This is a genomic window from Rhizobium sp. K102 (genome assembly GCF_022385315.1).
Classification (GTDB): Bacteria; Pseudomonadota; Alphaproteobacteria; order Rhizobiales; family Rhizobiaceae; genus Rhizobium; species Rhizobium croatiense.
Genome location: NZ_CP092436.1, coordinates 227482 through 244567, shown reverse-complemented (window position 1 = coordinate 244567; position 17086 = coordinate 227482). Strand labels below are relative to the sequence as shown.

Genomic DNA, 17086 nt, shown 5'->3' with positions numbered 1-17086 from the left:
AAAAACCAGCAAAAGCGCGTCGTCGAACACCGCAAGCGATTATCGCACGACACCGGCCCTCCTGTTCTACAGGAGCCCGACCCGCGTCCCTTTGATCGTCAGCACGGTCAGGCGGCCCGTCGCCGAAACCGCGGTGTCGATACCGATGCGTTGTGGACCGAATGTCGGGATTCGCGCCGGGGTGTGTCCATGGATCACGAGGAAAGGAAGCTGCGGCCCTTCGTCCAGAAAGGGCTGGCGGATCCACATAAGGTCGCTGTCCTTTTGTCTCTTGAGATCGATGCCAGGTCTGATGCCCGCATGGACAAAGACGACCCTTCCCATCTGCAGCAAGATCGGCAGCGATTCCAGGAATTGGATATGCCGCTCCGGTATCATGTTGTGAATGACGCGGGCGATCATTTCGTTTCCAGCCGCCGATTGCAGCAGATGCTCGATGTCGATGCCATATGAATTCAGCGTCTCCGTCCCGGCAAAACCAAGCCATTCAAGAAGGCGCGTCGGCTTGCGATAGAGCTTCACCAGCTCCGCATCGTGATTGCCGCACAGGGCGAGACGCTGAAATCCCGGCGGCGGCGGCTTGCTCAGGAATTCCAGCACTGCGCTCGAATCCGGTCCGCGATCGACATAATCGCCGAGCAGGAGAATGAGTTTCGGCCCCGGAATGCGCTCGGCATCCGCTTCGATGCGGCGATGCGCCTCGACGAGTTCGTTATAACATCCGTGGACATCGCTCATCGCGTAGACCGCGGCGAAATCGCCTTCGGCAAATGTCAGCCGAGCGCGCTTTTTATGGCTGCCAGTCAATATCGGTATCTGTTGTCGCCACGGGACGAGATAGTTAAACATGTAACCCATTTGTGAAACCCGGCCGTGTGGCGGGCTGTCGGAACTGATCCATTTCTCACCCATCGCCGCAACGGCACGAAGTTTAGTGATCATAAGAAGTTGGCCTGATCGCGGCCGCCTCGACATTGTAGCCGGAACCTATTGCCACATTCAAAACGACGGACCCATCGCCCTTTTGCTGAACCGCCTGCGCCTGCCTCGCCTGGCTTGTCGTGGCCGAATGTTGCGCATCCAGCACATCGGGCAATGACGATCGTCCATCCTCGTCGCGCCCGATGGAAAGCGCAAGCGTCTCCTGCGCGGTCATCATCTGGGCGCGCCAAGCGCTTGAACGATTTTCCCGTCGCGATGGACCGACAAGAATGCGAGGAATCTCGCCCGCCGGTCGGTTGTCGGCGGCACGTGGTCAGGGCGTCTCACGCCGCTTGGCGGGCATAAGCAAAACGGCTGCCACGAACAACGGCACGTCGTATTGATCCATAATTGAGAAGATGTTTCGATTAATATTTCCAAATCCCTTAATATATGATGGTTAACGGCTAGTTAATCTTGTGTTTCTTTACAGGATTCTTCAAAATTTAGCTGCATCACCCAATATTTCTGCGCCTGGAAGAACCGGAGACTGTCAATTTTCCACAGGCGGGGTCTTCGAAAAAGCTGTATTAATCAACTAAAACGAGAGGCGTCAGGAAAAAATGAACGTTAAAGCAGATCACGCTTGACGACCTTGCGACACCGCATAAAGATGGCGCGTTGCGAGCGCGAATGACATTCTTGATCAAGAATCTCAAATCCAAAACTGCGGGGTGCAAAGTGGAAACTGCGGTTGATTCGAAACTTATCGAGGCGATTACCTACGACGAAGACAGCCGGCATCTACGGGTCTATCTGACCAACGGTCAGAGGCGAGAATATGAAGGGGTTCCCAAAGGTGTCGTCGTCGGCTTGACGATGGCGGAGTCACCGGGGAATTTTTACATGAAGGCAATCAGGGGCAAATATCCTCCTCGTCCCTAGAACAGGATGATTTTAGGCCCGGTCGGCCCAAAATCTGAATCCTGCTCTCAATTAAGAGTTAGAGCAGTTTTGGTGGCATCTCTATTGGCGATGCCACGTCGTCGTTTGAGCCGAGATGCGGGACCGGTTTTCACCGGCCCCGCAATTCGGCCGTCGCCGATTGCCGGCGCAATCGATCAATAGCCGCTGAAGAAATCGCGAACTGCATCGATTTCGAGCGGGGCGATCTCATGGCCACCGGGATGCCAGACCATGCCGACCTCGGCGCCGCGGCCTTTCAGGTGTTGCGACAATGCTTCGGTCACGGCCATCGGGGCGATCGGATCCCGCCGCCCGGCCGTCACCAGCACCTTTCTTCCCGCAAGCGTCGAATGGGCTTCCGGTTGAAACGGAATGAGCGGGTGCATCAGCACCGCCAGGTCGAAGATACCCTTCTCGATCAGCACATTGGCAAGAATATTGGCGCCGTTCGAAAAGCCCAGGCCGAAAATACGGGAAGCCTGGTACTCGTCAGCGAATGCTTTGACATAGGCGGCCATTTTCTCCGTCGCCCGTGAAAGGTCGGCCATGTCGTAGACCCCTTCACCGTTACGCCGGAAGAACCGCGCAGCACCATGTTCGGCAACATCGCCGCGCGGAGCAAGAACCGTCGCTTCCGGCAGCAGCTGTCGGCCGAAATCGAAGAGCTGGTTTTCGTCGCCGCCGGTGCCATGCAACACGATCAGAATTGGTTTGCCAGGTGCGCCGGCATGCAGCCGGTGCACATATCCGATTTCCGTCATGCCGCCCTCCTTACGCTTCCAGCGGCTGCAGATGCTGTTCAAGCAACGCTCGAAGATGGGCGTGCTGCTGCGGCAGCTTCAGAGCTTCGCCGAGATGAGCCGTATCCTCGTCGCGGTCGAAGCCGGGCTCATTGGTCGCAACCTCGAACAGAACGCCACCCGGCGTACGGAAATAGACCGCCCAGAAATAATCGCGGTCGATCACCGGGGTCACCTGATAGCCGGTGTCCATCAGCGCCTTGCGCACTTCGAGCTGCTTTTCACGGTTTTCGACCGAGAAGGCGACATGGTGGACGGAGCCGGCGCCGGGAAGCGCGCGGGCAATATTCGGCATCGTCTCGAGATCGATGAGATGCGCACCGTTGCCGTCAGGCTTGATCAGCCGTTTGACCCCGTCCCTTTCCTCGGCGACGTCATAGCCCATGAATTTCAGCAGTTCGGCGGTGGCGCCGTCATCCCGCAGCCGCATGGCGACGGAGTGAAAGCCGCGAATGGCATAATCCTCGCTGATGCCGCCATGCGTCCACGGCTGGCGGCCATCGTCCCTGACCTCGACGAGCGCAAAGCCATCGCCATCGGGACCGGAGAAGTTCAACCGCTTTTCGCCGAAGCTTTCATCGCTCTTCAGGCCGCCGACGCCGAGTGCGGCAAAGCGATCGTTCCAGAAGCCGAGCGAACCTTGCGGAACCGAAAACACGGTCGTACCCACTTCACCGGTACCGGGCCGGCCCTGTGCCATCTTCGGGAAGGGAAAATAGGTCATGATCGTGCCTGGCGCACCGGTCTCATCACCATAATAGAGATGATAGACATCCGGGGCGTCGAAATTCACCGTCTTCTTGACGCGGCGAAGGCCGAGCGCATGGGTGAAGAACTGATTGTTGGTGCGGGCGTCCTCCGCCATCGACGTGACGTGGTGCAGACCCTTGATTTGATCGAGCATGTGAGACCCTTTCTCGCCCGCCGCTTGCGGGCTTTCGATGGATCATAAATGCGCTCGGTCAGGCCTCCGGAATAGACGTGCAGACCAAAACGCATTGTCTCCTTTTTGTGAACACAGATCCATATGTGTTCACTTCAGGACTTATGGGGATCGACCGGCAGCTGCCAGTCGATCGGCGCCCGCCCGCGGGACTGCAGGAAGGCATTCGCCTTGGAAAAATGCTTGCAGCCAAAAAAGCCATTATGGGCCGAAAGCGGAGACGGATGCGGCGCTTTGAGCACCATATGCCGCGCCGTATCGACAAAGGCGGCCTTGCGCTGAGCATAAGAACCCCAGAGCATGAAGACGACGGATTCGCATTCGTCGTTGACCTTGCGGATGACGGCATCGGTGAAGCGTTCCCAACCCTTGCCCTGATGGGCAGCCGCCTGCCCTTCCTCGACTGTCAGCACGCTGTTCAGCAGGAGCACGCCCTGCCGCGCCCAGTGCTCGAGAAAACCGTGACGCGCCGGCGCTATACCGAGATCCGTCTCCATCTCCTTGTAGATATTGACGAGCGAGGGCGGTATGCGGACGCCGGGACGGACACTGAAACATAATCCATGCGCCTGCCCTAGCCCGTGATAGGGATCCTGACCGAGGATGACGGCCTTGACGTTGGCGATTGGCGTCAGGTCAAGAGCTCGGAAATATTCGCTGCCTTTAGGAAATATCCGTTTTCCGACCTGCTTCTGCGCGACCAGGAAAGATTTGAGCTGCTGCATGTAGGGGCTTGAGAATTCCCCCTCGAGGGCGGACTTCCAGCTCTCCTCGAGACTGACGGATGTATCGCTCATCGGCAAACCTTCGATATGGAACAAACAATGGATACATGGTTCTAACAAAATAGGCTGATGCCGCAATGGCTGTCGGTCTCGCGGCGGCTCCGACCTTCGAAACCTGGCGAGCGGGCGCAATCCTTGTTGGTGACTTCACCGCCCGTGTTTAACTATAAGCCTGCTTCGGTATTTACGCCGGCAGGCGGGCTGAGTAGAACTTTGATCGTGACAATCGGAGCTTGTCTTCACATGAAATTCGGCACGAGCGGCCTTCGCGGACTTTCAGTCGATCTCAAGGGACGCGCCTCCGCCCTCTACGCCACCGCATTCGGCAAATATCTGCTGGAGACCGGCAAGGCACGGGCCGGCGACATCATACTGATCGGACGCGACTTTCGCGATTCGAGCCCTGAAATCTCGGCAAACTGTGCCGGTGCGCTGACGGCACTCGGATTCCGTGTCTTCGACTGCGGCAATGTGCCGACGCCGGCCCTGGCCCTTTATGGCCTCGAAAGCAAGGCCGCCTGCCTGATGGTCACGGGCTCGCATATCCCGGCGGACCGCAACGGCATCAAATTCTATCGCCCGGATGGCGAAATCGACAAATCGGACGAGACGGCGATCACCGCACAGGCAGCCGAGATCGAACGAAGCGGCAAAGCGCTGATCGAGGCGCCGGCCAAGATGGAAGATCATGAGGCGATCTGCCGGCAGCTGTTTTTCGAACGCAATACGGCCCTGCTTCCGCAAGGTGCGCTCTCCGGGCTGAAGATCGGCGTCTACCAGCACAGCACGGTCGCTCGCGACCTCCTGATCGACGTTCTCGCCCATTACGGTGCCGAGCTCATCGCCCTCGGCCGCTCGGAGAGTTTCATACCGGTCGACACCGAAGCCGTTTCCGACGAGACGATCGCGCTGATGAGGCGCTGGGCCTCCGAGCACAAACTCGATGCAATCGTTTCGACCGACGGCGACGGCGATCGCCCTCTGGTTGCCGATGAAACCGGCACGCCCTTGCGCGGCGACCTTCTCGGCCTTGTCGCAGCCAACTTCTTGCGAGCCCGAACGGTGGTGACGCCCGTGACCTCCAATTCCGGCATCGAGGCCGCCGGCACTTTCGCGGTCAGGCGCACGCGTGTCGGTTCGCCCTTCGTCATATCAGGCATGGAAGAGGCAGTGGCCGCCGGCGACGATCAGGTCATGGGCTTTGAAGCCAATGGCGGCTTGCTGACGGCAACCACCTTCGAGGTCAATGGCCGGAACCTGCGCGCATTGCCGACGCGTGATTGTTTCATTCCCATGCTCGCAATCCTGTCGCTGGCGGCCGCCCGCAGGCAGCCGCTTTCTGTCATTGCCGCCTCCTATAAGTTGCCCTTTGCCGCCGCCGATCGTCTGGAGAATTTCCCCGTCGAGACCAGCGCGGCATTGATGGAACATCTGCGCGCCTCGGATGAAAACCTGGCCTCTTTCCTGCAGCCGATCGGCGCGATAGCGACAAAATCCGATATCGATGGGCTTCGGGTGACGCTGAGAGATGGCGGCATCATCCATTTTCGCCCGTCCGGCAATGCGCCGGAAATGCGCTGCTACGTGGAGGCAGCGAGCGAATCCGCCGCCCTCGACCTGCTGCACAACGGGCTCGACAGAATAAGAGGCTGGGCAGCCGCCCACTAACATGCAACGAATAAGCCGTTTATTTCAAGGAACACGCCTATGACGCAGAAAATCGTTCCCGTGATCATGGCTGGCGGCAAAGGCACGCGGCTCTGGCCGCTTTCCCGCGCCACCGCGCCGAAACAATTCATTCAGTTCGTCGGCGACAAGACGCTGTTTCAGGAGACGCTCGAACGCGTTTCCGATCCCGAGCTCTACGAAGCCCCGATCGTCGTCACCAATGAAGAGTTCCGCTTTCTGGTCGCCGAGCAGGCGCGCGAGCTCGCCCGTCCGCTCGCCGCCGTCCTGCTCGAACCGGTCGCCCGCAACACCGCCGCGGCGGTCGCTGCCGCAGCGACGCTGGCCGCCGACCTGTTCGGCAAGAATGCTATCATCCAGATGCTCGCCTCGGATCACGAAATCCTCGCCGACAAGAGCTATTTCGATTGCATTCGCATCGCCCGCGAGGCGGCGGCCGACGGCAGGCTCGTCACCTTCGGCATCAATCCGACCGAACCGGCAACGGGTTACGGCTATATCGAGATCGGCGACGCGCTGGAGAACGGCGCTCACAAGGTGAGCCGCTTCGTCGAGAAACCGGCATTGCAGGAAGCCCAGCGGATGCTCGCCGACGGCGGCTTCTACTGGAATTCGGGCATCTTCATGTTCCCGGTGACGGAGCTTCTTGCCGAACTGCAGGAACATGCGCCCGAGGTGCTCAAAGCCGCAAGCAAGGCTGTTTCCAAGGCAAGCCGCGACCTTGACTTCACCCGCCTCGATGCCGATCATTTCGCCAAGAGCCCGGATATCTCGATCGACTATGCGATCATGGAAAAGACCTCGAAGGCCGCCGTCGTCCCCTCGCCGTTCCGGTGGTCGGATATGGGAAGCTGGGATGCCGTGTGGAAATCGGGAAAACGCGACGATAACGGCAATGTCGCTGCCGCAAACACGACCGTGGTCAACACCCGCAATTCGCTGGTCATGACCCATGGCGTGCATCTTGCCGTCCAGGGCATGGAGGATGTCGCCGTCATCGCCAGCGAGGACGCCGTCTACGTCGGGCCGCTCAAGGACAGCCAGAATGTCGGACAATTGGTCAAGATGCTGGCCTCCACATCGGCGACAGCGAAGTTCACCGAAACGCACCCGACGTCCTACCGTCCCTGGGGCGGCTATACCTCCATCTTCAACGGCGATCGCTTTCAAGTGAAGCGCATCTTCGTCACGCCGGGCAAGAAGCTTTCGCTGCAAAAACACCACCACCGCTCCGAACATTGGGTCGTCGTCAAGGGAACGGCCGAAGTGACGGTTGGTGAGAACGTACGGATGCTGCGCGAGAACGAAAGCGTCTACATTCCGCTCGGCGAAGTCCATCGTCTCGCCAACCCCGGCAAGATCGTCCTCGAACTCATCGAGGTACAGACGGGATCCTATCTTGGCGAGGATGACATCATCCGCATCGTCGACGAGTTCGGTAGAACCTAAAGCGGCTTTCGGAACGGCTGGCGGGCTCGAGGCAACGGGCCGCCGTTTCCGTCGCGATCAGCATTGCTGTTGAATTTCCTCTCGGGGTTCTCGTAGAATGAAGGCGCCGACAGACATGACCGGAGATATTCCCTGATGCGTATCCTGCCCGCCCTCGCCGGATTTCTATCACTGATGCTGCCGGCAATGGCGTTCGCCCAGACAGCGAATATGCGCGTTGCAAGCGAGGCGGAAATTCGCCAGCACCTGCCCGGCACCTCGGAGCTAAAAGAAAGCAGCAACGGCTACGAATATCGCGAGGGCAACCAGAACGGCTACAAGATAGACAACGGCCAGATCTGCGTTCTGTTTCCCAACAAGTCGAAGGACTGCGTCAGCGTGAAGACCGACGGCAAGACCTTCCAGATGATCGACCGGAAAGGCGGCCGAACGAGATTCTGACTTGCCGCATGCGTCACCTCACCGGTGAAGTTTCCTGGTCGAGCGCGAATTCGGCGATCAGACCGGAGTGGTTCGAGCCGAGATTGTCGTCGAGACGTTTGAGTGAGATCAGGCGAAGCGGCGCCCGCGCGAATATGTGGTCGATGGCGATCCCGACGGCGCCGGCAGCGATCGGCCATGTCGCCGGTTCAGGTGCAAGCGTCTTCAGTTTCTGTTCGCGCAGAAGACCCTGGATGCTGGGCGCGATCGCCGACGAATTGAAGTCGCCGGACAGCACTAGAGGGCCGGAAATCGAACCCAGCGCCTTGCCGAGGTCATCCAGTTCGCCCATCTGGTAGTCGTCGTAATAGGGTTTGGACAGATGCGCCGACACGAGATTGATGGCTTGGCCGTCGAAGTCGACGCTTGAGACGACCAGCCTGTCTTTCCTGAGACTGCCGATGCTTGCGACCTGCCGCATCACGAACGGCCGTTTGGACAGGACCAGCGTATCACAGCTATCTTTGCCGTTGTCGCAGCCGATATGATAGGGATAGACCTTGAACAATCGCTGCAGATGAAATGTCAGCGGCTTGGCTTCGAGCAAATTGACGACATCGGCGTTCGAAGCGATCACCATATCGGCAAGAGCCGTCGAGTTTTTCCAGTTGTCGATCGCGATGTTGAACGACATCATACGGAAAAGCGGCGCGGCGCCCGTCCGCTGAACATTTTGTGCAAATTCGCGCAGCATAACGAAACCGTGAGCGGTGAGAAAAAGCGAGGCGAGCAAAAGAAACAAGCCGTAGATCTGCCTTTTGACTGCCAGAATTGCCAGACTGGCGGCAACAAAGATGACCCCAAGATGGATCTGAAAGCTGTAGACAAACGACAACAGCCAGAAGTTCGTGACATAGCGCAGCGACACGATGGCAATGGCAAGTGTCAGAAATGCGCAGAGAATCCAATAGATTATATCTCGCATCGATCCTGATTCCGCTTGCCGACGACTGGGCGGGCATAACATGCAGGCCGGTATGTTGCAACGCAGCATAACGATCGGGCCTCATCCCGGCAGATGAGCGATATCGATGGCATGCGCCAAGCAGGCCGCGCCGACGCCCGTGAAACCCGCATAGGTGTCGCAGCCTTCTTCCTCAAACACCTATCGACTCGGCCTCTTCTTATCTTGTAAGGGGGGGTCACGTGATACGGAATCGGCTCTTTGCCGTCGGCAGGGGGCCAAGAAAAGGTGGGAATGCGCTACTTCATTACAGGGACGGCCGGTTTCATCGGTTTTCATCTGGCCAGGCGCCTGCTGCAGGAGGGGCATGAGGTAACGGGCTTCGACGGCCTCACGCCCTATTACAACGTCAAGCTCAAGGAGATGCGCCATGCAGCCCTCTCCCAGTTTCCAGCCTTCAAACCGGTCATCGCGATGCTCGAGGACCGGCCGGCGCTGGAGGCGGCTGTCCTCGCGGCCAAGCCCGACATCCTGATCCACCTCGCCGCACAGGCCGGCGTACGCTACAGCCTGGAAAATCCCGAAGCCTATATACATTCGAACGTCGAAGGCTCGTGGAATATCATGGAAATCGCCCGGCGGGTCGAAGTCCGCCATCTGATGCTGGCCTCGACATCATCGATCTATGGCGCCAACGCGACCGTCCCCTTCCACGAGACCGATCGCGCCGACGAGCCGCTGACCATTTACGCCGCGACGAAGAAATCGATGGAGCTAATGGCGCACAGCTATGCCCATCTTCACAAGATTCCGACCACGGCCTTCCGCTTCTTCACCGTCTATGGCCCATGGGGCCGGCCCGATATGGCGCTGTTCAAATTCGCCAAGAACATGCTCGAGGGCCAGCCGATCGAGATCTACGGCGAAGGCAATATGAGCCGCGATTTCACCTATATCGATGATCTCGTCGAAGCAATCGTCAGGTTGTCGTCCATTGCGCCCGGCGAGGAAAACCGCCTCGACAACGCGGCGGTCGAAACGCTTTCGCGCCAGGCGCCCTTCCGCGTCGTCAATATCGGCGGCGGCCAGCCGGTCAGCCTGATGGATTTCGTCGAGACGGTGGAAAAGACGCTCGGCCGGCCTGCAATTCGGCTGATGCTGGCGATGCAGAAGGGCGACGTGCCGCGCACTTTCGCTGCCCCCGACCTGCTCGTCGCGCTAACCGGCTACAAGCCGGATACGACCTTGGACGTCGGTGTCAAGGCTTTCGTCGATTGGTACCTCGACGCGCGCAGCGAACTTGACGCCTGACGCATGCCGCGCTGAAGATACGACGCTTTAACGGGAAAGCGCCGCCGCCTGCACCGCCTCGACGGCCTTCGAAACCATATAGTCGACGACGACGGTCAGCTTCTGCGCATAAGTCCTGAGCTGGTAATCTTCGTCTTCGACCACTGCCGGACTGCGCAGAACGAAGGGAACACCCGGCCGCACGATTCCGGCGCGTGTCGTCAACGGAACCTCGGGCGAGTGGGCGATGGCGGAAGTGTGCACCAGGTCGCGTGCAAGGCTGGCGGGGCCGATGGCGAAGGCCGGTCCGGCAGCGGCAGTGATGGTCAAAGTCAAGGCGATGGCGGCAAGCCTTCTATTCATGTCGAGTCCCCATTTCAGAATCGGCGGGCTTTCACTCCGCCCGGCTCCAAACGATCGACGCGTCTGTCCACGCCTCGGCCGCTTTCATGAGATCACTCTACACGCCAGGATTTGCAGTGCTTTTAAGCGGATCGGTCAAATTTTACGAAATTTGACTTTCTCCGGCGCCGCGCGTTTTTCTCGGATTTGAGGACCGGGAAGTGCTCGGGCACATGGCAGACGCATCCGCCGGCCGACAACCCATGACCGACGCGCAATGCCAATGATGTGAGCGCTGTGCCGCAGTCTACAGAATGCGATCCAGCTTCTTGTTGATGTGCAAATTGGGCATCAATCCCGCACTCTGGGCAGCATGATAGGACTCTCGCGCCGCGTCGAACGAGATCGACCACATAATGGCGCTCAGCAGGAGCGCGAGAATATAGATCTGAATACGCATCGAACCGGCGGTACGGAAAGAGCAAGGCGGTTTTGTGTCAAAACATGGCCGGGAAGCAACGAAAAAGCGTCGGCCGCTTGTTTTGCAACCGGCCGGCGCCAGACATATCAGTGTCGTGAAAATTAGCGATAGTCGCATCGCTACCCCTGTTGGCAGCCAAACCGAGGCTTGGTTCCTCTTCTCACCCCGAGAACCCTGAGAGGTCCGTTCCCACGGGCCTCTTTGCCTTTGCTTATCCGCGCTGGCGTCGATCCGAATGCGGGCTCGATCGATATCGGCCGTCAGGACGGCGGCGGTGCGAAACGGCCGAAAACTAATCAATCGATTGACTTATTTCTCCCGCCATGTTACAGAATCCTCATGATCAAGGAAAAGACCAATCCAGCCTCGGCACGCGCCGATGTCGCGCGGCAGAAGATGCTTTCCGCCGCCCTCGACGTCTTTGGCCGCTATGGCTTCGACGGCGCATCGACCCGCCAGCTGACCGAAGCAGCCGGTGTCAATCTGCAGGCCATTCCCTATTATTTCGGCAGCAAGGAAGGCCTTTACATCGCCACCGCCGAATATCTGATGGCCCGCATCGACACGCATATCGGCGATATGAGAGCGCGCATCGGCACGCATCTGCTGAGCCTGGAGGCCGCCGGCAAACCGCTCGGAGAGGCCGAAGCCCGGCGCTTCCTCACCGACATTCTCCAGACCATGGTGACGCTTTTCGTCGGCAAGGAATCCGAATCCTGGGCGCGCTTTCTGATCCGTGAGCAGATGGAGCCGACGGAAGCCTTCGCCAGAGTCTATCAGGGCATCATGCGGCCGATGATCGAGATCGGCCGGCGGCTGATCGGCGCCATTCTGCGTGAGGATCCGGCTTCGGAACATGTGCGCCTGCGCACCTTCAGCCTTCTCGGCAGCATCCTCGTCTTTCGTGTCACTCACGCTGCCGTGCTCGCCCAGATGGAGTGGGACGTCATTGGACCGGAGCAGGTGCAGATCCTGCGCGGGCTGGCCGCCGAACTGGTCGATGTGCTCGGCCAGCCGAAGGAAGGTGCGGCATGAGGCGAATCCTTCCTATCGCTCTCCTTCTCTTCGTTGCCGCAGCGGCCGCGGCCTGGTGGTACGGCCTGCCCGAAAAGCTCGGCTGGTTGCCTGAGGCCCGCCGCGAATTCGTCCTTTACGGCAATGTCGATATCCGCCAAGTTTCGCTCGGTTTCCGCGTCAACGGCCGCCTCTCCGAACTCCGCGTCGATGAGGGCGATGTCGTCAAGAGGGGAACACTGCTGGCGAAACTTGACGCCGCGCCCTATGAATTCGCCGTCCGTTCGGCTGAGGCCAATGCGGCTGCTCTTCGGGCGACGCTCGACAAGCTGAAGGCAGGCCCGCGGCCGACCGAGATTGCCCAGGCGCGCGCCGCCTATGACGAGAGCCTCGCGGATCTGCAGAACGCCAACCTCGCCTATGAACGCGCCCGCCAGCTTCGTCCGCAGGGCACCATTTCCGAGGCGAACCTCGACCAGGCGACCGCCGCAAAGGCGATGGCCGCCGCCCGCTCCCAGTCCGCCAACGAGGCGCTGAAGCTCTTGCAGGAAGGCTCCCGCGTCGAGGATATTGCCGCCGCCGATGCGCAGCTGAAGGCAGCCGAGGCGACACTGGCCTCGGCCCGCACGTCGCTTGAAGATACCGAGCTTCGCGCCCCGAACGACGGCGTCGTCCTCTCGCGGGTTCGGGAAAACGGTGCGATCGTCTCGCCGGCCGACACCGTCTTTGTGCTGTCCCTGACCGAACCGGTCTGGGTGCGCAGCTATCTCGCGGAGCCCGATCTCGGCCGCATCCACCCCGGCATGAAGGTTTCCGTAACCTCCGATACGGCGCCCGACAAACCCTATGAAGGCACCATCAGTTTCATGTCGCCGGTCGCCGAATTCACCCCGAAATCGGTGGAGACGCCGGAGCTCAGGACCGATCTCGTCTATCGCCTGAGGATCGTCATCGACAAGCCAGGCCCGGACCTGCGCCAGGGCATGCCGGTCACCGTGCGGCCTCCGGCGTCTGCGGCAGGCCGACGATGACCGCCGTCGAGACCAGCCCCCAGACAGGTTGGGGCGACAAGCCGCTCGTCCGGATCGGCGCCGTCACCAAACGTTTCGGCGACGCTCCCCCTGCCCTTGACAGCGTCTCCGGCACGATCGCCGGCGGTGCGATCACCGGCCTCGTCGGCCCCGATGGCGCCGGCAAGACGACGCTGATCCGCCTGATGACCGGGCTGATGCTGCCCGACAGCGGAACGGTCGAAGCTCTCGGCTTCGACACCAGGAAGAATGCCGCCGGCATCCAGGCGGCGATCGGCTACATGCCGCAGCGCTTCGGCCTCTATGAAGACCTCTCGGTGCAGGAAAATCTCGATCTCTACGCCGATCTGCGCGGCCTGCCGAAGAGCGAACGCGCGAGCACGTTCGACGAACTGCTCACCTTCACCGACCTCAAGCGCTTCACCGGCAGGCTTGCCGGCAAACTTTCCGGCGGCATGAAGCAGAAGCTCGGCCTTGCCTGCGCGCTTCTGAAAAAGCCGCGCCTGCTGCTGCTCGACGAGCCGGGCGTCGGCGTCGATCCGATCTCGCGGCGCGACCTGTGGAAGATGGTCGAGAACCTGACCAAGGAAGGCATCGGCGTGCTCTGGTCGACCGCCTATCTCGACGAGGCCGAAGCCTGCGATCATGTGCTGCTCCTGAACCAGGGCAAGCTACTCTTTTCCGGAAAGCCGATGGAGATGACCGAGCGCATGAGCGACCGGGTCTTCAGAGTATCCGGCGTCAAAGGTCGCCGCCGGCAGGTGCTCGCCGAACTCCTTGAAGCCAATGGCGTCATCGACGGCGTGATCCAGGGCGAAGCGATCCGTCTCGTTGCGGCAAAGGACATGAAACCCGATATCGACACCGCCGGCGGCAATGCAACGCTCACTGCCGCCCCGCCGCGCTTCGAGGATGCCTTTGTCGATATGCTGGGCGGCGGCCCCGGCGGCCGCTCCAGGCTGGCCGAAGCACAGGAGCCGCTGAAGGCCGAGGGCGATCGGCCAGTGATCGAGGCCAGGGGCCTGACCAAGCGCTTCGGCGATTTCACCGCGGCCGAGGACATCAGCTTCGATATCCGCCGCGGCGAGATCTTCGGGCTGCTCGGCCCGAACGGTGCCGGCAAGTCCACCACCTTCAAGATGCTCTGCGGCTTGTTGAAGCCGACCGGCGGCGAAGGCCGCGTCGCCGGTTTCGATCTTCGCCGCGATGCCGCCGAGGCACGCAACCAGCTCGGCTACATGGCGCAGAAATTCTCGCTCTACGGCGATCTCACCGTCATGCAGAACCTCGAATTCTTCGCCGGCGTCTACGGCCTTCGCGGCCAGCACAGGCGCGAGCGCATCGCGCTGATGGCCGATATTTTCGATTTCGGCCGCCATGGCCGCGAGGCCGCCAAGGACCTGCCGCTCGGCCTGAAGCAGCGCCTGGCGCTCGCCTGCGCCGTCATGCACGAGCCGCGCGCCCTCTTCTTGGACGAGCCGACCTCCGGCGTCGACCCGATCACCCGCCGCGAGTTCTGGACGCATATCAACGGATTGGTCGAAAAAGGCGTCACCGTGCTCGTCACCACCCATTTTATGGACGAGGCGGAATATTGCGACCGCATCTCGCTGATCTATCGCGGCCGCTCGATCGCGCTCGGCTCGCCGGATGAATTGAAGGCCCGCGTCGCAACCAAAGAACAGCCGGACCCGACGATGGAGGATGCTTTCATCGCGCTGGTGCAGCAGTCGGAAGCGGAGGATGCGGCATGAACGCTTCCGGCGGTCGCCTTCGGCGCCTTTTTGCCCTTGTGCGCAAGGAAAGCTTTCAGGCGATCCGCGATCCGAGCAGCATCCTCATCGCCTTCGTGCTGCCGCTGATCCTGCTCTTTCTCTTCGGCTATGGCGTCTCGCTCGATACCACCCGCACCCGCATCGGCCTGGTGGCGGAAGAGATGACACCGCTGACGCAGGATCTCGCGGCCAGCTTCCGGGCCTCGCGTTATTTCGATGTGGCGATCGGCCGCGACCGGCGCCTGTTCGAGGAAGACCTCGTGCTCGGCAAGCTGCGCGGCATCGTCGTCATTCCGGCCGACTTCACTACGCGCTACACCGCCGGCAACCGTCCCGACATTCAGGTGATTGTCGACGGCTCCGACCCGAACACCGCGAACTTCGTGCAGAATTATGCGCAGGGCGCCATTGCCAATTGGGAACGGCAGAGGCAGGCGGATGTCGCCTCCTCCGGTCCCCCCATCGCGGTCGAACAGCGCTTCTGGTTCAATCCGGAGCTCACCAGCCGCAATTTCCTAGTGCCGGGCTCGATCGCCATCGTCATGACGCTGGTCGGCACACTTCTGACCTCGCTGGTCGTCGCCCGCGAATGGGAGCGCGGCACGATGGAGGCGATGATGGCGACGCCGGTGACGGCGGTCGAGCTGCTCGCCGGCAAGATCCTTCCCTATTTCCTCCTCGGCCTCACCTCGATGACGCTCTGCGTGCTGCTTGCCGTCTTTCTCTTCGGCGTGCCGTTCCGCGGCTCCGTCGCCGCCCTTTACGCCTTGTCGGCCGCCTTTCTGATCCCGGCGCTCGGCCAGGGTCTGTTGATCTCGACGGCGACGAAGAACCAGTTCCTCGCCTCGCAACTGGCGCTGATCTCCGCTTTTCTGCCGGCCTTCCTGCTGTCGGGCTTCCTGTTCGAGATCAACTCCATGCCCGAGGTCATTCAGTGGATCACCTTCATCGTGCCGGCGCGTTACCTGATCCCCAGTCTGCAGACCGTGTTTCTCGCCGGCGACATCTGGCCGATGTTTGTTCAAGCCATCGCCGTCATGCTGACGATCGGCGCAATCATGTTCGTGCTCGCGGCGCGCAGCACCCGAAAGAGGATCGGCTGAGATGGGATGGACAAGGCTCTACGCCCTCATCGTCAAGGAACTGCTCGCCGTGCTGCGCGACCCCAAGGGCCGCGCCATCCTGATCGGCCCACCGATCGTCCAGCTTCTGGTCTTTTCCTATGCCGCCACGCTCGAAGTGCGCAATGTCGACGTCGTGATCTTGAACCGTGACAGCGGCCACTGGGGCCAAGAACTGATCGAGCGCATCGATGGCTCGCCGACCTTTTGCACTATCGAGATCGCCGCCAATCCGGCCGAAGTTCAGGTGGCAATCGACAACCAGACAGTGATCGCAGCGATCGAAATCGGCCCGGATTTCTCCCGCAACATCGAGGCGGAAGCGCCGGCCGATCTGCAGGTGATCCTCGACGGCCGCCGTTCCAATGCCTCGCAGATCGTCGCCGGCTACCTCTCGCAGATCAGCGCGGCCCTTGCCGCCGAGACACCTGCAGGCAGGCGCGCCGGCCCCGAGATCGTTTCGACCATGCCCCGCAACTGGTTCAACCCCAACCTCACCTACCAGTGGTTCATGGTGCCGAACCTGATCGCCAGCATCGCGCTTTTGATCGGCCTGATCGTCACCGCCTTGTCGATCGCCCGCGAGCGCGAACTCGGCACCTTCGATCAGCTGATGGTCTCGCCGCTGCGCCTGCACGAGATCCTGATCGGCAAGCTGATCCCGCCGATGATGATCGGCCTGTTCCACATCACCGTCTATATCCTGGCCGCCGTCTTCCTCTTCGAGGTGCCGCTGCGCGGCTCACTCTTCCTGCTTTACGGCAGCGCCATCTTCTACCTCGGCTCGGTCGCCGGCCTCGGCCTCTTCATCTCGGCGCTGTCGATGACGCAGCAGCAGGCGATCCTCGGCGCTTTCCTGTTCATGGTCCCGGCCATGCTACTTTCCGGCTTCGCGACCCCGATCGAGAACATGCCAGGCTGGCTGCAGCCAATAACCTTCATCAATCCGCTGCGTTATTTCCTGGTGATCGTCAAAGGCGTTTTCCTCAAGGATATCCCCTTGAGCGAGGTGATAAACCAGACGATCCCGCTGGCGCTGATCGCCACCGTCACGCTCAGCGCCGCCGCCTGGCTCTTCCGCCGGCGGCTGGAATAATC

General features: G+C 60.6%; 17 protein-coding genes. 10 read left to right on the top strand and 7 right to left on the bottom strand.

Annotated elements, in window-relative coordinates:
• Positions 1-66: 66 nt before the first annotated feature.
• Together MHI61_RS07185 and MHI61_RS07180 are read right to left on the bottom strand one after the other, a co-directional pair.
• Positions 67-858 (bottom strand): metallophosphoesterase, encoded by a 792-nt coding sequence (locus tag MHI61_RS07185; RefSeq protein WP_239791476.1) that lies wholly within the window; start codon positions 856-858, stop codon positions 67-69.
• 73 nt (positions 859-931) lie between these two features.
• A complete protein-coding gene (locus MHI61_RS07180; protein WP_239791475.1) occupies positions 932-1156 on the bottom strand; it encodes a hypothetical protein in 225 nt (74 codons plus the stop codon).
• Between the two features lie 458 nt (positions 1157-1614).
• Between MHI61_RS07180 and MHI61_RS07175 the strand changes: the two genes are divergently transcribed.
• Positions 1615-1866: a KTSC domain-containing protein gene (locus MHI61_RS07175; protein ID WP_239791474.1), complete on the top strand. Its 252-nt coding sequence runs from the start codon at positions 1615-1617 to the stop codon at positions 1864-1866.
• Positions 1867-2042: 176 nt separating this feature from the next.
• Here MHI61_RS07175 and MHI61_RS07170 read toward each other — a convergent pair whose 3' ends face one another.
• The 3 genes from MHI61_RS07170 to ung all read right to left on the bottom strand — a co-directional run bounded on the left by MHI61_RS07170 (position 2043) and on the right by ung (position 4427).
• Positions 2043-2648, bottom strand: coding sequence for an alpha/beta hydrolase (locus MHI61_RS07170; protein WP_239791473.1), 606 nt, complete (start codon positions 2646-2648; stop codon positions 2043-2045).
• 10 nt (positions 2649-2658) lie between these two features.
• The gene (locus MHI61_RS07165) at positions 2659-3591 is read right to left on the bottom strand and encodes a VOC family protein (protein ID WP_239791472.1); all 933 of its coding nucleotides are present in this window, start codon (positions 3589-3591) and stop codon (positions 2659-2661) included.
• Positions 3592-3725: 134 nt separating this feature from the next.
• On the bottom strand, positions 3726-4427 hold the full coding sequence (gene ung / locus MHI61_RS07160) for a uracil-DNA glycosylase (RefSeq protein ID WP_239791471.1): 702 nt from the start codon (positions 4425-4427) through the stop codon (positions 3726-3728).
• Between the two features lie 231 nt (positions 4428-4658).
• Here ung and MHI61_RS07155 point away from each other — a divergent pair, with 231 nt between their 5' ends.
• The 3 genes from MHI61_RS07155 to MHI61_RS07145 all read left to right on the top strand — a co-directional run bounded on the left by MHI61_RS07155 (position 4659) and on the right by MHI61_RS07145 (position 7991).
• On the top strand, positions 4659-6083 hold the full coding sequence (locus MHI61_RS07155) for a phosphomannomutase (RefSeq protein ID WP_239791470.1): 1425 nt from the start codon (positions 4659-4661) through the stop codon (positions 6081-6083).
• 39 nt (positions 6084-6122) lie between these two features.
• Positions 6123-7550, top strand: coding sequence for a mannose-1-phosphate guanylyltransferase/mannose-6-phosphate isomerase (locus tag MHI61_RS07150; RefSeq protein ID WP_176539245.1), 1428 nt, complete (start codon positions 6123-6125; stop codon positions 7548-7550).
• A 135-nt stretch (positions 7551-7685) separates the two neighbouring features.
• Positions 7686-7991 carry a hypothetical protein gene (locus MHI61_RS07145; protein WP_239791469.1) on the top strand — a complete coding sequence of 102 codons (306 nt, stop codon included), beginning with the start codon at positions 7686-7688 and terminating at the stop codon, positions 7989-7991.
• Between the two features lie 13 nt (positions 7992-8004).
• On the opposite strand, the gene MHI61_RS07140 is transcribed toward MHI61_RS07145, so the two are convergent.
• The gene (locus MHI61_RS07140) at positions 8005-8955 is read right to left on the bottom strand and encodes an endonuclease/exonuclease/phosphatase family protein (protein ID WP_239791468.1); all 951 of its coding nucleotides are present in this window, start codon (positions 8953-8955) and stop codon (positions 8005-8007) included.
• A gap of 273 nt (positions 8956-9228) precedes the next feature.
• Between MHI61_RS07140 and MHI61_RS07135 the strand changes: the two genes are divergently transcribed.
• The gene (locus MHI61_RS07135; protein ID WP_239791467.1) at positions 9229-10245 is read left to right on the top strand and encodes an NAD-dependent epimerase/dehydratase family protein; all 1017 of its coding nucleotides are present in this window, start codon (positions 9229-9231) and stop codon (positions 10243-10245) included.
• A gap of 27 nt (positions 10246-10272) precedes the next feature.
• Here MHI61_RS07135 and MHI61_RS07130 read toward each other — a convergent pair whose 3' ends face one another.
• Positions 10273-10587, bottom strand: coding sequence for a hypothetical protein (locus tag MHI61_RS07130; RefSeq protein ID WP_239791466.1), 315 nt, complete (start codon positions 10585-10587; stop codon positions 10273-10275).
• A 799-nt stretch (positions 10588-11386) separates the two neighbouring features.
• On the opposite strand from MHI61_RS07130, the gene MHI61_RS07125 reads away from it, so the two are divergent.
• Genes MHI61_RS07125 through MHI61_RS07105 form a run of 5 tightly spaced genes read left to right on the top strand, consistent with a single transcriptional unit; the run spans position 11387 to position 17084 of the window.
• On the top strand, positions 11387-12082 hold the full coding sequence (locus tag MHI61_RS07125; RefSeq protein ID WP_239791465.1) for a CerR family C-terminal domain-containing protein: 696 nt from the start codon (positions 11387-11389) through the stop codon (positions 12080-12082).
• On the top strand, positions 12079-13092 hold the full coding sequence (hlyD, locus tag MHI61_RS07120; RefSeq protein WP_239791464.1) for a secretion protein HlyD: 1014 nt from the start codon (positions 12079-12081) through the stop codon (positions 13090-13092). Before MHI61_RS07125 ends, hlyD begins: the two co-directional genes overlap by 4 nt.
• Positions 13089-14846, top strand: coding sequence for an ATP-binding cassette domain-containing protein (locus MHI61_RS07115; RefSeq protein ID WP_239791463.1), 1758 nt, complete (start codon positions 13089-13091; stop codon positions 14844-14846). The genes hlyD and MHI61_RS07115 overlap by 4 nt, the downstream gene beginning before the upstream one ends.
• Entirely contained in the window at positions 14843-15970 is a 1128-nt protein-coding gene (locus MHI61_RS07110) for an ABC transporter permease (protein WP_239791462.1), read from the top strand. The genes MHI61_RS07115 and MHI61_RS07110 overlap by 4 nt, the downstream gene beginning before the upstream one ends.
• A gap of 1 nt (position 15971) precedes the next feature.
• The gene (locus MHI61_RS07105; protein ID WP_239791461.1) at positions 15972-17084 is read left to right on the top strand and encodes an ABC transporter permease; all 1113 of its coding nucleotides are present in this window, start codon (positions 15972-15974) and stop codon (positions 17082-17084) included.
• Positions 17085-17086: the final 2 nt, after the last annotated feature.

Excerpts from the sequence above, each read along its gene's own strand:
- MHI61_RS07140 (WP_239791468.1), bottom strand. The coding sequence starts at position 8,955 with ATGCGAGATATAATCTATTGGATTCTCTGCGCATTTCTGACACTTGCC.
- hlyD (WP_239791464.1), top strand. The coding sequence starts at position 12,079 with ATGAGGCGAATCCTTCCTATCGCTCTCCTTCTCTTCGTTGCCGCAGCG.
- MHI61_RS07165 (WP_239791472.1), bottom strand. The coding sequence starts at position 3,591 with ATGCTCGATCAAATCAAGGGTCTGCACCACGTCACGTCGATGGCGGAG.
- MHI61_RS07115 (WP_239791463.1), top strand. The coding sequence starts at position 13,089 with ATGACCGCCGTCGAGACCAGCCCCCAGACAGGTTGGGGCGACAAGCCG.
- MHI61_RS07105 (WP_239791461.1), top strand. The coding sequence starts at position 15,972 with ATGGGATGGACAAGGCTCTACGCCCTCATCGTCAAGGAACTGCTCGCC.
- MHI61_RS07135 (WP_239791467.1), top strand. The coding sequence starts at position 9,229 with ATGCGCTACTTCATTACAGGGACGGCCGGTTTCATCGGTTTTCATCTG.
- MHI61_RS07130 (WP_239791466.1), bottom strand. The coding sequence starts at position 10,587 with ATGAATAGAAGGCTTGCCGCCATCGCCTTGACTTTGACCATCACTGCC.
- MHI61_RS07155 (WP_239791470.1), top strand. The coding sequence starts at position 4,659 with ATGAAATTCGGCACGAGCGGCCTTCGCGGACTTTCAGTCGATCTCAAG.
- MHI61_RS07110 (WP_239791462.1), top strand. The coding sequence starts at position 14,843 with ATGAACGCTTCCGGCGGTCGCCTTCGGCGCCTTTTTGCCCTTGTGCGC.
- MHI61_RS07150 (WP_176539245.1), top strand. The coding sequence starts at position 6,123 with ATGACGCAGAAAATCGTTCCCGTGATCATGGCTGGCGGCAAAGGCACG.
- MHI61_RS07180 (WP_239791475.1), bottom strand. The coding sequence starts at position 1,156 with ATGACCGCGCAGGAGACGCTTGCGCTTTCCATCGGGCGCGACGAGGAT.
- ung (WP_239791471.1), bottom strand. The coding sequence starts at position 4,427 with ATGAGCGATACATCCGTCAGTCTCGAGGAGAGCTGGAAGTCCGCCCTC.
- MHI61_RS07145 (WP_239791469.1), top strand. The coding sequence starts at position 7,686 with ATGCGTATCCTGCCCGCCCTCGCCGGATTTCTATCACTGATGCTGCCG.
- MHI61_RS07125 (WP_239791465.1), top strand. The coding sequence starts at position 11,387 with ATGATCAAGGAAAAGACCAATCCAGCCTCGGCACGCGCCGATGTCGCG.
- MHI61_RS07175 (WP_239791474.1), top strand. The coding sequence starts at position 1,615 with ATGACATTCTTGATCAAGAATCTCAAATCCAAAACTGCGGGGTGCAAA.
- MHI61_RS07170 (WP_239791473.1), bottom strand. The coding sequence starts at position 2,648 with ATGACGGAAATCGGATATGTGCACCGGCTGCATGCCGGCGCACCTGGC.
- MHI61_RS07185 (WP_239791476.1), bottom strand. The coding sequence starts at position 858 with ATGGGTTACATGTTTAACTATCTCGTCCCGTGGCGACAACAGATACCG.